Annotated in this window: 12 protein-coding genes; 9 read left to right on the top strand and 3 right to left on the bottom strand. The window is 65.7% G+C overall.

Features of this window, described 5'->3' with window-relative positions; all coding sequences use genetic code 11:
• The first annotated feature begins 108 nt into the window (after positions 1–108).
• A complete protein-coding gene (locus ACK4TE_RS02710; protein ID WP_409909935.1) occupies positions 109–1,158 on the top strand; it encodes a glycosyltransferase in 1,050 nt (349 codons plus the stop codon).
• Here ACK4TE_RS02710 and ACK4TE_RS02705 read toward each other — a convergent pair whose 3' ends face one another.
• Genes ACK4TE_RS02705 through ACK4TE_RS02695 form a run of 3 tightly spaced genes read right to left on the bottom strand, consistent with a single transcriptional unit; the run spans position 1,159 to position 3,511 of the window.
• Complete coding sequence (locus tag ACK4TE_RS02705; RefSeq protein ID WP_409909934.1) at positions 1,159–1,605, bottom strand: bifunctional diaminohydroxyphosphoribosylaminopyrimidine deaminase/5-amino-6-(5-phosphoribosylamino)uracil reductase RibD; 447 nt, start codon at positions 1,603–1,605, stop codon at positions 1,159–1,161. It abuts the gene before it with no gap.
• The gene (gpmA, locus tag ACK4TE_RS02700) at positions 1,602–2,315 is read right to left on the bottom strand and encodes a 2,3-diphosphoglycerate-dependent phosphoglycerate mutase (RefSeq protein WP_409909933.1); all 714 of its coding nucleotides are present in this window, start codon (positions 2,313–2,315) and stop codon (positions 1,602–1,604) included. Before gpmA ends, ACK4TE_RS02705 begins: the two co-directional genes overlap by 4 nt.
• Positions 2,316–2,368: 53 nt before the next feature.
• Positions 2,369–3,511, bottom strand: a complete 1,143-nt coding sequence (locus tag ACK4TE_RS02695; RefSeq protein WP_409909932.1) for an AGE family epimerase/isomerase — start codon at positions 3,509–3,511, stop codon at positions 2,369–2,371.
• A gap of 135 nt (positions 3,512–3,646) precedes the next feature.
• On the opposite strand from ACK4TE_RS02695, the gene ACK4TE_RS02690 reads away from it, so the two are divergent.
• The 8 genes from ACK4TE_RS02690 to ACK4TE_RS02655 all read left to right on the top strand — a co-directional run bounded on the left by ACK4TE_RS02690 (position 3,647) and on the right by ACK4TE_RS02655 (position 12,064).
• Positions 3,647–4,228: a hypothetical protein gene (locus tag ACK4TE_RS02690; protein ID WP_409909931.1), complete on the top strand. Its 582-nt coding sequence runs from the start codon at positions 3,647–3,649 to the stop codon at positions 4,226–4,228.
• Positions 4,229–4,310: 82 nt separating this feature from the next.
• Positions 4,311–6,476 carry a prolyl oligopeptidase family serine peptidase gene (locus tag ACK4TE_RS02685; protein ID WP_409909930.1) on the top strand — a complete coding sequence of 722 codons (2,166 nt, stop codon included), beginning with the start codon at positions 4,311–4,313 and terminating at the stop codon, positions 6,474–6,476.
• 221 nt (positions 6,477–6,697) lie between these two features.
• Complete coding sequence (gene ffh, locus ACK4TE_RS02680; protein ID WP_409909929.1) at positions 6,698–8,203, top strand: signal recognition particle protein; 1,506 nt, start codon at positions 6,698–6,700, stop codon at positions 8,201–8,203.
• Entirely contained in the window at positions 8,200–8,511 is a 312-nt protein-coding gene (locus ACK4TE_RS02675) for a chorismate mutase (protein ID WP_409909928.1), read from the top strand. Before ffh ends, ACK4TE_RS02675 begins: the two co-directional genes overlap by 4 nt.
• Positions 8,512–8,552: 41 nt before the next feature.
• Entirely contained in the window at positions 8,553–8,942 is a 390-nt protein-coding gene (gene rpsP / locus ACK4TE_RS02670; protein WP_409909927.1) for a 30S ribosomal protein S16, read from the top strand.
• A 149-nt stretch (positions 8,943–9,091) separates the two neighbouring features.
• Positions 9,092–9,973 carry a beta/gamma crystallin-related protein gene (locus tag ACK4TE_RS02665; protein ID WP_409909926.1) on the top strand — a complete coding sequence of 294 codons (882 nt, stop codon included), beginning with the start codon at positions 9,092–9,094 and terminating at the stop codon, positions 9,971–9,973.
• Between the two features lie 9 nt (positions 9,974–9,982).
• Positions 9,983–10,513 carry a ribosome maturation factor RimM gene (gene rimM, locus ACK4TE_RS02660; RefSeq protein WP_409909925.1) on the top strand — a complete coding sequence of 177 codons (531 nt, stop codon included), beginning with the start codon at positions 9,983–9,985 and terminating at the stop codon, positions 10,511–10,513.
• A gap of 78 nt (positions 10,514–10,591) precedes the next feature.
• Positions 10,592–12,064 carry a beta/gamma crystallin-related protein gene (locus ACK4TE_RS02655; RefSeq protein WP_409909924.1) on the top strand — a complete coding sequence of 491 codons (1,473 nt, stop codon included), beginning with the start codon at positions 10,592–10,594 and terminating at the stop codon, positions 12,062–12,064.
• Positions 12,065–12,066 lie beyond the last annotated feature (2 nt).

Below are 12,066 nucleotides of genomic sequence, written 5' to 3'. Positions count from 1 at the left end.
GTTACCGCCTGGCTGCCAAGCGCCGTTTGCCCGCGCGCGCATTCGCGGCTAAGCGCTGTGCCTGCAGTGTTACCCGCAAGCCTCAGCGGTGCGGGCAGGGAGAGGACGATGCGCGTTCTGCATGTGATGGCCGGTGCCGAAGAAGGCGGAGCCGAAAACATCATGCTTGAATCCGTGCTCGCGCTTGCCGAAACCGGCATCGCGCAGCATGTGGTCACGCGCCCCGCCAACACGTTCCGCACCGGGAAATTCGAGGCGGCCGGCATCGGTGTCAGCACGGCGAGCTTCAACACGAGCTGGCCCTTTCCGACGCGCGGCATCATCGCAAAGGCCATCGCTGATTTCCGCCCTGATGTCATCGAATACTGGATGGGCCGCGCCGGACAGTTTGCCCCGAAGGCGCACCGCGCCCGCTCGATCGGCTGGTATGGCGGCTATTACAAGCTCGCCCGGTTCCGGAACTGCGAATGGCATGTCGGCCTGACCATCGACCTTCTCCGCCACATCCGCGAGCAGGGCGTCGCCGATGACCGCTCGGCGATCATCCACACCTATGCCGATTTTGTCGGCGCCGAGCCGGCCTCGCGCTCAGCCCTGAACACACCGCCGGATGCGCCTGTCGCCCTCGCGCTCGCGCGCCTGCACGAGAAGAAGGGCCTCGACACCCTGCTGGAGGCGACAGCAAAAATCCCCGGCCTCTATGTGTGGATCGCCGGTGAAGGCCCGCTCGAGGCCGAGTTGAAAGCACAATGTTCCGCTCTCGGACTGGATGACCGCGTGCGCTTTCTCGGCTGGCGCAATGATCGCGGCGCGCTGCTGGCGGCCTGCGATGTGGTCGCTTTCCCGTCGCGCTACGAACCCTTCGGCACGGTAACGGTCGATGCCTGGGCCGCCTCCCGCCCGCTGGTCGCCGCCGATGCCGTCGGTCCGGCCGCCTATGTGAAGGACGGGATCAACGGTCTGCTTATTCCCAAGAATGATGCCGATGCGCTCGCGAATGCGCTCAACCGGGTGATCACCGACAAGGCATTGGCGGAAAGGATCGTGGCAGGCGGGCGCGCCAGTTACGAGGCGCAGTTCACCAAGGCCGTTTTCCAACGCGATTCGCTGGCGTTCTACGAACGCATCCGCGCCCATGCCGGACCGTTCGGGAACTGACTATTTGCAAACGCCGGCAAAGAACCATGCGTAAAGCCGCGCCGCACGCGCCTTGCCCCGGCCTGTCTCGACACGCACGCCCGCCTCGCGAAGGACGCGAAGACCATCCCGCGCGGTCGGGTGCGGGTCTTCGATGGCGACAACCACCCGCGCAATTCCCGCGTTGACCAGCTTGTTCGAGCACGACGCGGCGCCCGATGACCGCTCCCGGCACGGCTCGAGCGTGACATAAGCCGTTCCGCCCCGTGCGCGCTCGCCCGCTTCTTCCAGCGCAATCTCTTCCGCATGCGGACGGCCGCCGTGACCGGTCACGCCTTCGCCGGCGATATGGCCGTCCCTGTCGAGGATCACGCAGCCGACCGAAGGGTTCTCGCCCGAGAGCCCCTGATTGAGCGCGGCGAGTGCCAGCGCCCGGCCCATCATCCGCTGGTCGCGGCGCTTGCTCACGGCAGGGCCGGCAGCTTCTGCGCGCGCGCCGCATCGAGATACCGCACCGAGACCGGCTTCAGGCTTGCATCGAGGTCTATCAGCAGCGGATTTCCGGTCGGAATCTCGACAGAAGTGATCGTTTCGTCCGGTACCCTGAAGAGATGCTTTACCAGCGCGCGCAGCGAGTTACCGTGCGCCGCGATCAGCACATCCTTTCCCGACTTGATTTCCGGCGTGATGCGGCTGTCCCAATAGGGCAGCACACGCTCCAGCGTTGTCTTCAGGCTTTCCGTGTTCGGAATATTGATGCCGCGATAGCGCGGATCGGCGGAGAGGTCGTACTTGCTGCCGATTTCGAGCGGCGGCGGCGGAATGTCATAACTGCGGCGCCAGACATGCACCTGGTCCTCGCCATGCTTCGCCGCGGTCTCGGCCTTGTCGAGCCCGGTCAGGCCGCCATAATGGCGCTCGTTCAGCCGCCAGTCCTTTTCCACCGGCAACCAGGCGCGTTTCATCTCGGTAAGGGCAAGCCACATGGTGCGGATGGCACGGGTCTGCACGCTGGTGAAGCCGGCGCGGAAGTCCGCTTCGAGCTCGCCAAGCAGTTTGCCGGACGCGCGCGCCTCGGCTTCGCCCTGCGCGGTGAGGTCCGCGTCCCACCATCCGGTGAAACGGTTCTCGAGATTCCAGGCGGATTGTCCGTGGCGGAGGAGAACGAGCTTGGTCATGGGGTTCCTGCGTGTTTCTGCGGCGCCTTATTCGGCGCAAAGGGGGGGTGATTTCAAGCGTTCATCACGCGGATCAGCTCTGCAAAAGCGAGCACGACATGATAGCCCGTCGAGGCGGGCATATCCTTTGCCAGCACGGAGCCGTCTGCGGCGAAATGGTCGATCCAGCCGCCATCCTCGGTCAGGAACTCATCCATCAGCACATCGAAACTGCGGCAGGCAGCGGACGCATAGCGCTCTTCACCGCGCTGCTCATACATGGCGAGATGCGCCTTCAGCGCTTCGGTCTGCGGCCATGTCCGGCGGGACGGGTCGCGAGGCGCGCCAGAGCGCGTCACGGCCTGGCAGGCGCGTCCGGCGTCGTCGAGCGTGGACACGCCGAACGTGTAGAGCCGCGCCATCGCCTCCGGCGGGGGCAGGCCTGCCGCGCGCGCATGCGTGTTCAGCAGCCAGACCCATTCGAACTGATGGCCGGGTTCGACGACTTCAGCAGCATCACCTGACGGCGCCGACCAGTCCGGCAGGAATGTCTCGCCCAGCAGGCCGCCGGGCCCGGCCGTGAACCGGGTGTTGAACAGGGTCACGATCTCCGCCGCGCGCGCAGGATGATCCGCCTGCGGATCAGCTTTGGCCAACGACAGGCAAGCCTCCAGCAGGTGCATGTGCGGGTTCTGCTGGCGCGGTCCGGGCGGGGGCAGGGCCTCGGCATAGCCGCCATGGGCCCGGTCCTTCATCGTCTCATCGAGCGCGGAGAGGATGGCCCGCGCAGCCGGAAGGCAGGTCTCCGGCGCGGCGGGACCGCGCGCCGCTTCGGCGAGCGCGAACAGGACAAAGGCAATGTCGTAGAGGTCAGCGGAGGCATCGCGCAGGCCTGAGCCGTCGGCGGCGAGACTGCGACCGGGCAGCCCGGACGGGGCGAGCGCCGGTCCAGAGAGAACGGCGACGCCCGCCTCTGCGAGACGCTTCGCGGTGTCGCGCTTCCAGCCGAGGCGCCAGGCTTCGGAGAAGACATAGGTCTGGCGGGCCTGAACCCGGACACGGGTGGTATCGCGGGCGAGGTCATCATGGTCCAGCGACAGGACCTCCGGGAACAGTCCCGCATCTGTCAGTCCGTGCTCGGCCCAGAGCGGGAAGCAGCTGTCGAACAGCCAGGCGCGGGCTTCACGGGCCCGGCGGCGAAGCGCGCTCTCGGTCATCTTGTGTCCCAATCCTTCTGCCAGCCCCCGAGCCGTGCAAATGGCTCGCCAATCGGCCCGCGACCCTGCTAACAGGAGCCTCCGGGATTTGCCAGCAGGCCTGTCCCGATCCGGAGCGAACCAGAGGCAAGGCCCATGCGTGACCGTCTGTTTTTCCCGCTGGCGGGACTGCTGGTGATCCTGATGGTGGCACTGGCCCTGCAGCCGGGTGTGGGCCGTCTGCCGACGGGGTCAGTCGCCGGCGACGGGCTGAATTATGACCGGATCGAGATCTCGGGCGCCTATTTGAACAAGGTGATTGCCGGCGGGGATGCCCGTACGCGCCTGCAGCGAACGCCGGATCGCGGTTATCTGCTGGAGATTTCGGCAGAGGCGGATGCGTTGCTGGATTCGCCGGAACGGGGCCCGCATTTCCGGCTGGCGCCGGATATCGAAGTGCAGTTCTCCGGCCGGAAGATCCGCGTCACCGTGCGGGCCCGCCCGTCGGAAGATCAGGGCGCGATGCAGATGAAGGTGAACTATGCTGCCGGCCGGGTGGGGGAGTCCGGCTGGAAACAGTTCGATCTGCAACCCGGCTTCACCGATTTCAGTTTCGAGTATGACGTGCCGGTCGCGGAAGGGGAGCAGGGCGTCGATTACATCGCTGTGCGCCCGGTCGTGCCGGAGAAACGGCGCGGCATCCTGATCGAGAGCATCGTTCTGGAGCGCATCGGTTGAGGCTGCCTTGCCGGGTTTGCATTTCCGGATGAGGCCCTTATTCAGGGCGCCGCCCCCTGCACTCTGACTTCAGGAGACCGACGTGCGCCATCTTGCAGCGCCGATCACCGCCCTTGTTCTGGCCGCTTGTGCCAGTGCGCCAGCCCCGGAGACCCTCGTGACCGCTGACACCGCCCCTCAAGCTGCTGCCGCGTTCGATCCCGGCGCCCATATCTGGCTCGAGGAGGTCGAAGGCGCCGATGCGCTCGCCTGGGTCACCGCGCAGAATGAGCGCACGCTCGCCGCGCTGCAGGCCGACCCACATTATGTGGTGTATGAGGCAGCCGCGCTCGAGGTGCTGAACTCGTCGGAGCGGATTCCCTACGGCACGGTGCGCGACGGTCTCGTCTACAATTTCTGGCAGGACGCCGTGAATGTCCGCGGCTTGTGGCGGCGCACGACGCTTGCCTCCTATGCGACCGAGACGCCTGAGTGGGAAACGATTATCGACTTCGACAAGCTCGCCGCCGAGGAAGGCGCCAATTGGGTGTACAAGGGCGCAAACTGTTTCCGCCCGGAGCCCGGCGCGACATACCGCTGCCTCGTCTCGCTGTCGGATGGCGGCAAGGACGCTGTGGTGAACCGCGAGTTCGACATGGAGACGAAGGCTTTCGTGGACGGCGGTTTTGTCACGCCCGAGGCCAAGTCGGGGCTCGCCTGGGCGGGCCCCGATACACTGCTGGTGGCCACTGACTGGGGGGCCGGAACGGTGACGGAATCGGGCTATCCCTTCATCGTCAAGCGCTGGCAGCGCGGCACGCCGCTCGAGGCCGCTGAAGAACTGATCCGGGGCAAGGAAACGGATGTCGGCGTCTGGCCGACCTCGATGAAGCTCGAAGATGGCCGGATCCTGCAGGGCGCTGTCATCGCCGAAACTTTCTTCACGGCGAAATATTTCTGGTTCCCGGACGGCGAGTCCGAGGCCGTGCTCTGGCCGATTCCGCCGAAGGCAACACCCAAGGGCGTATACAAGGGCCAGTACCTGTTCTCACTGGAACAGGACTGGGCTCCGGAAGGGCAGGCCGCGTTCAAGGCGGGCGACCTCGTTTCCTTCCCGCTCGAAGACTTCCTTGAGACGCGCACGCTGCCAAAGCTGAGCCTCGCCTTCCGGCCGTCAGAGACGCAGGCCGTGGAAGGCGTGGCGGTGGCCAGGGGCGCCGCGCTCCTGTCGATCATCGACAATGTCGTCGGCAAGCTGCTCCGCCTCGAGCCCTCCGTGGACGGATGGACGGCAACGCCCGTTACCCTGCCGGGTACCGGCGCCGTCAGCATTGCCTTCGCCGATGATGAAGAGACCGCCGTGTTTCTCAACTACGAGGATTTCCTGACGCCGTCCTCGCTGCTGAACTATGACATCACCACCGGCGCCATCACGCCGCTCAAGAGCCTGCCGGCAAAATACGATACGGACGGCCTCACGGTGGAACAATTCTTCGCCACCTCGAAAGACGGCACGAAGTTTCCCTACTTCATCATCCACCGCGCGGGCATGAAGCTCGATGGCTCCACGCCGACGCTGCTCTATGGCTATGGCGGCTTCCAGGTCTCCTATGGCCCGGCCTACAGCCCGGTCAGCGGGCGGCTCTGGCTGGAGCAGGGCGGCGCCTATGTGCTCGCGAATATCCGCGGCGGCGGCGAATTCGGCCCCAACTGGCACCAGGCCGGCCTGAAGCAGAACCGTCAGCGCGTCTATGACGACTTCATCGCCATCGGCGAAGACCTCGTCGCGCGAGGTATCACAAGCCCGCAGCATCTCGGCATCATGGGCGGCTCGAATGGCGGCCTGTTGATGGGCGTGATGCTGAACCAGAGGCCAGACCTCTGGAATGCCGTTGTCGTGCAAGTCCCGCTGCTCGACATGCTGCGCTATCACCTCCTGCTCGCGGGCGCGTCCTGGGTCGACGAATACGGCTCGCCGGACGTGCCGGAAGAGCGCGCCTTTCTCGAGACCATCTCGCCCTACCATAACTTCGACGCCTCGAAGCCGCACCCCGTGCCCTTCTTCGTCACCTCCACCAAGGATGACCGCGTGCACCCCGGCCATGCCCGCAAGATGGCGAAGCGGTTCGAAGAGGCCGGCCTGCCCTTCTGGTATTTCGAGAACATGGACGGCGGCCACGCCGCCGCAGCCGACCAGACAGCCCGCGCCAAACGCTCGGCCCTCGAATACACCTACCTGCGCCAGCAGTTGTTCCCGAAAGGGGAATAGACGGTCCCCCGCCCCCCCAATGTGCCGCAATGGGGGGTGAAGGCCTTCCTTGACCTGTGGAAAAGGCCGTGCTTTACGGCCCGCACATCTCGCGCATTGAAGAAGCGCGCTCTGACCAGCACATGTTCCTTTATGGAACGGGAGGCGGCGGGGCCCCCTGCCCGGCGAAGGCTCGCCCGGCGGGGATTTTCTGCTTTGTGCGCCGATGAGGAGAGTTTTTGATGTTCGACACCCTGAGCGAACGCCTTGGCAGTATCTTTGACGGCCTTACGGGTCGCGGCGCGCTGTCCGAAAAGGATGTCGGCGAAGCCCTGCGCGAAATCAGGGTGGCCCTGCTCGAGGCGGACGTGGCGCTGCCCGTGGTCAAGGACTTCATCGACAAGGTAAAGACCCGCGCCGTCGGCGAGGAAGTCATTCGCTCGGTAAAGCCCGGCCAGCAGGTCGTGAAGATCGTCTATGACGCGTTGGTCGACATGCTGGGCGCGGACGAGGACGAATCCCACCTGCGCGTCGACGTCCCCCCGGCAGTCGTGATGATGGCGGGCCTCCAAGGCTCGGGTAAGACCACCACGACCGGCAAGATCGCCAAGCGCCTTGCCGATCGCGGCAAGAAGAAAATCCTCCTCGCCTCGCTCGACGTGCGCCGCCCGGCGGCGATGGAACAGCTCGCCATCCTGGCAGGGCAGGCGGGCGATCTCGTCTCCTCCCTGCCGATCATCCCTGGCCAGCTGCCGGCAGACATTGCCCGCCGCGCCGTGCAGGCCGCGAAGATCGGCGGCTATGATGTTCTCTTCCTCGACACCGCAGGTCGTACCTCGATCGACGAGCAGATGATGTCCGAGGCGGCCGAGATCGCCGCCATCGCCAATCCTTCCGAAGTCCTTCTCGTTGCTGACGCCCTCACCGGCCAGGACGCGGTCGAAACCGCCAAACGGTTCCACGAACGCCTGCCGCTCACCGGACTTGTCCTGACACGGATGGACGGCGACGGGCGGGGCGGCGCGGCGCTCTCCATGCGCGCGGTCACCGGCCTGCCAATCAAGTTCCTCGGCGTCGGCGAGAAGCTCGACGGTCTCGACACGTTCGACGCCAAGCGCGTCGCCGGCCGCATCCTCGGGCAGGGGGATATCGTCAGCCTCGTCGAGAAGGCCGCAGAACAGTTCGATGCCGAGAAGGCCGAACGGATGGCGGCCAAGCTCAAGAAAGGCGAGTTTGACCTTGAAGACCTCGCCGAGCAGCTGCGCCAGATGCAGCGCATGGGCGGTATCGGCGGCATCATGGGCATGATGCCCGGCGTGCGCAAAGCCAAGGAAGCGATGGCCGGCGCCAACCTCAACGACAATATACTGAAGCGTCAGGAAGCGATCATCCTGTCGATGACGAAAGCCGAACGCCGCAAGCCTGCGCTGCTTAACGCCTCGCGCAAGAAGCGCGTCGCGGCGGGCGCCGGTGTGGAAGTCTCCGAAATCAACAAGCTGCTGAAGATGCACCTTCAGATGGCGACGATGATGAAGAAGATGCGCACCAAGGGCGGAATGAAGAACATGCTCGGCATGGCGCAGCAGGCCGGCATTTCCCCCGCAGACCTTGCCAAGATGGGCGGCGGCGGCATGGGTGGCGGTCTTCCGGGCGGCATGCCCGGAATGGGCGGACCCTCCGCAGGCGGACTACCCGGCCTCGGTGGCGGCTCGCTGCCCGGTCTTCCCGGAGGGACGAAGAAGAAATGACCAATCCCGACCAGACCCTCGCCCTGTTCCAGCTGAACCAGCTGCGCGCGTCCATCGACAACATGGACTCGATCCTCATCCACACGCTGGCCGAGCGCTTCAAGCTGACCCAGCAGGTCGGCAAGCTGAAGGTGCTCCACGATATGCCGCCTGCGGACAAATCCCGCGAGGCGCAGCAGGTCGAGCGTCTGCGCCGCCTCGCGAACGAATCCGGGCTCGACCCGGCCTTCGCCGAGAAAATCATCGCCTTCATCGTGGCGGAAGTGATCCGTCATCATGAACAGATCCGCGGCCAAGAGGCCGAATAGAACACCAAGAACCCCGAGAGACAAACTTCAGGAGAACCCCCATGTCACTCAAAATCCGGCTCGCCCGTGGCGGCTCGAAAAAACGCCCCTTCTACTCGATCGTCGTCGCCGACGCCCGCGCCCCGCGCGACGGCCGCTTCATCGAGAAGATCGGCACCTATGATCCGCGCCTCGCCAAAGACTCCGCCGACCGCGTGAAGGTCGACGCCGAGAAAGCCGCCGAGTGGATCCGCAAGGGCGCCCAGCCGACCGACCGCGTCGCCCGCTTCCTCTCGAAAGTCGAAGCCGGCGGCAAGCCGGTCGCGACATGGACCAACGGCAACAACCCGAAGAAAGCCGAGCCGGGCAAGAAAGCCCAGGAGCGCGCGAAAGAGCGGGCCGACAAGGCTGCTGCCAAAGCCGCCGCTGCTGCCGAGCCGGCCGAAGGCTAAGCCCTTCCCTCTGCTGAGGCAAATCCGCAGCCAGCGTCCCCACCGGGCGCTGGCTGTTTGTTTTCAAGGCTGAACGCTGGCCAACGGCGCCGGCATGGCGCGTTCAGGCAAGACCGGGCAGAAGAGGTCCGTAATCTGGAGTTTACCCCATGACCCGCACCCTGTTTGCTCCGTCTTTGCTTGCTGCCGCCTTGCTGATGCTGGCCGCCGCGCCCGCCGCCATGGCCCAGAAGGAGGATACCGACAGCGCCCGCTGGCGCCCGCCCTCGTCGGGCCCGGCGCGTATCGTGCTCTATTCGGACACGAACCTGCGCGGCACATCCGTCGAGCTTTCCGCAGACGAATACAATTTCGGCAATATCCGGTTCAACGACAAGGCCCGCAGCGTCGAGGTGAAGGGCGGCGTCTGGCTGCTGTGCGCCGACGCAAATCTCCGGGGCCGCTGCGAGTATGTGGATCGCACGGTCCGCAATCTCGGTGAGATCGGCCTGTCGGGCAGCATCTCCTCGGCGCAGGTCACCGCCTATGACAAGGGCCCGCGCAGCTACGACATCGCCTTCTTCGCAGACGGCAATTTCCGTGGCCCCTTCCTCGGTTTCGATCAGGGTGAGGCCAGCCTCAGCCAGTTCCGCTTCAACGACACGGCCAGCTCCGTGATCGTCAATCGCGGCACCTGGCTCGTCTGCGCCGACAATGACTATCGCGGCCAGTGCGAGTTCATCGATGCCTCCGTTTCCGACCTCGGCGCCATCGGCCTGAATGACCGCATCTCCTCCTTCCGCAAGTATGACGTGCGTAAGGAAGGCCCGTGGCGTCCGCCGGTCACCACACCGGGCTTCCCTCCGGGCGGCGGTCCGGCGAAGGGCATCCAGGGCGAGCAGACCGTCTTCTTCCCGGCCCCGGTCACCCCGCGCGGCCAGCGGATTTCCAACACGTCCGGTGCCGCCACGCGCTTCTGCCAGGACCAGGGCTTTTATGAAGCGGTCTACAAGGCACCGGGAAGTGTTCTCTCCGACGTGCTCTGCCGCTAGAAGCGGCGCATGACGAAGCCTGACAAAGACAAGCTGATTGCCGTGGGCGTCCTGAAGGGCGCCCACGGTGTACGCGGCGAAGTGCGCGTGAAAAGCCTGACGGCCGATCCGGAGGCGGTGTTCGGCTACGGCCCGCTGCTCGACGAGACCGGCGCCGTTCTGCTGACGCCGAAATCCGCCCGCCCGGGCAAGGACCATTTCATCGTGCGCCCGAAGGAGCAGAAGCAGAAGGAAGACTGGGACGCCCTGCGCGGGCGGATCCTGCATGTGCCGCGCGCTGCCCTGCCGGCGGCAGAGGAGGGGGAGTTCTATATCGAGGATCTCGCCGGGCTTGCGGTCTATTCCACCGGTGACTCGCCTACCGGGCGAGTGCGCGCCGTTCAGGATTTCGGCGCGGGTGACCTTCTGGAAATCGAGCTGACCGGGCAGGCTTCAACGATATTCGTGCCCTTCACGCAGGCGGATGTGCCGGTTGTGGATATCCCCGGCCGGCGGGTCGTGATCCCGGATCTCGCCGCCTGGGCGTCTGCAGAAGAATAGCAGCTTCCGGCACCATTGTTGCGAGCGGTTCATATCGCCCGTGTCATTTTGCAGGTGAAATGGACGAAAGGAGTCCGCATGCGCCGCTATTCCCTGCGCGCCGTTGCCGCCATCGCTCTGCCTGCCATCCTGGCAACACCCGCTGCACTCGCGCAGGGCTATGGGGAGGACTATCCTGCGGCGATCGCCCTGTTCAGCGAGAAATACTTCTATGGCGAGATCCGGGATGTCTTCGACCCCTTCGCCACTCTGAGCGACCTGCGTTTCAACGACCGGCCGCGTTCGGTCGCCGTCTTCGGTGGCCAGTGGGAACTCTGCGAGCACAAGAACTTCACCGGCCGCTGCGTGTTCATCACCGAAGATGTCGATGATCTGAGCTGGTTCGGCCTCTCCGGCCGCGTCACGTCCGTGCGCCCGATCTATGAATACACCGAAGCGCGCCACGGTCTGATGTTCTCGCGCGATAACTACGGCTACATACGCTACGCCCATAACGAGACCTATGGCTACGACACCTGGAACTACGGCTATGCCAGTTCCTGGGGCCTCAGCGTCTCGCATTTCGGCTACTCGCCGGACTATTACCGCTACGGCTATTACAACCCCGTCTGGGGATATGACCCCTACGGCTTCGCCTGGGGTCCGCGCGGCACGGTCCGTTACACTTACACGCGTTACAAGCCGCGTCGCCCGTCCATCATAAATGACTACTGGATCGGCTGGGACTGGAAGCGGCCAAGCCGCCGCGATGGTCACTGGAGCTGGCGTGACGGTCGGAATGGTGGCCACGACTGGCGTGACAACCGGGACGGTCGCGATGGGCGTGACGGTAGGGGTGGACGCGACTGGCGCCCCGGAGACAATGATGGACGTGGTGGCCGCGGAAGTGATGGCCGCGGCGGCGGACGGGATGAACGCCCGCCAACACGCGACGTTCCTGGTGATCGCTGGGGACCTGGCGCCGGCGGTTCCGGCACTGTCACACCTGTTCCGAATGATCCGCGTACCAATCGGGATGGCCGTGACTGGCGGCCAGGCACCGGCGATGGCCGCGACAGCCGGGGCGATCGGGATGGCCGTGGAAGCGGCGGCGGCAGAAGCCCCGGCGCTGGCACCAGCGTCGTAACGACTCCTCCGCCAGCGGACATTCCGCGCGACTCGCGCCCGGGCAGGGGCGGCCGCGGCAATGACGATGGCCTGGCCGGCGGCCCCGGTTCCGGTGGGCGCGGCGGCAACAATGATGGCTGGCGCGGCGGTGGCCGAGGCAATGATGAAGGCGCGGGCCGTGGCGGCTCCGGCCGCGGCGGGAGCGGTGATGCGGGCCGCGGTGGCGGTTGGTCCGGAGGCGGAGGATTCAGCCAGCCTTCCGGCGGCGGCCGTCCGCAGACCGTATCCTCTCCGCCTCCACCGCCACCCCCGCCACCGCCTCGGGAAACGCGCCGCGATACGCCGCGCAGCGACTCCGGTAGTGGCCGCGGGAACAGCCGCAATGGCGAGTCCGGTGGGCGCGGCCGCGGCGGCGGCGTCGAAGCCACCCGCAACGAAGACTAGCC

It is taken from the genome of Hyphomonas sp. (genome assembly GCF_046313975.1).
GTDB lineage: Bacteria > Pseudomonadota > Alphaproteobacteria > Caulobacterales > Hyphomonadaceae > Hyphomonas.
This window is presented reverse-complemented; position numbering and strand designations above follow the sequence as displayed.

Coding starts and splice junctions, on each gene's coding strand:
- ACK4TE_RS02710 (WP_409909935.1), top strand. CDS start 109: ATGCGCGTTCTGCATGTGATGGCCGGTGCCGAAGAAGGCGGAGCCGAA.
- gpmA (WP_409909933.1), bottom strand. CDS start 2,315: ATGACCAAGCTCGTTCTCCTCCGCCACGGACAATCCGCCTGGAATCTC.
- ACK4TE_RS02695 (WP_409909932.1), bottom strand. CDS start 3,511: ATGACCGAGAGCGCGCTTCGCCGCCGGGCCCGTGAAGCCCGCGCCTGG.
- ACK4TE_RS02690 (WP_409909931.1), top strand. CDS start 3,647: ATGCGTGACCGTCTGTTTTTCCCGCTGGCGGGACTGCTGGTGATCCTG.
- ffh (WP_409909929.1), top strand. CDS start 6,698: ATGTTCGACACCCTGAGCGAACGCCTTGGCAGTATCTTTGACGGCCTT.
- ACK4TE_RS02675 (WP_409909928.1), top strand. CDS start 8,200: ATGACCAATCCCGACCAGACCCTCGCCCTGTTCCAGCTGAACCAGCTG.
- rpsP (WP_409909927.1), top strand. CDS start 8,553: ATGTCACTCAAAATCCGGCTCGCCCGTGGCGGCTCGAAAAAACGCCCC.
- ACK4TE_RS02665 (WP_409909926.1), top strand. CDS start 9,092: ATGACCCGCACCCTGTTTGCTCCGTCTTTGCTTGCTGCCGCCTTGCTG.
- rimM (WP_409909925.1), top strand. CDS start 9,983: ATGACGAAGCCTGACAAAGACAAGCTGATTGCCGTGGGCGTCCTGAAG.
- ACK4TE_RS02655 (WP_409909924.1), top strand. CDS start 10,592: ATGCGCCGCTATTCCCTGCGCGCCGTTGCCGCCATCGCTCTGCCTGCC.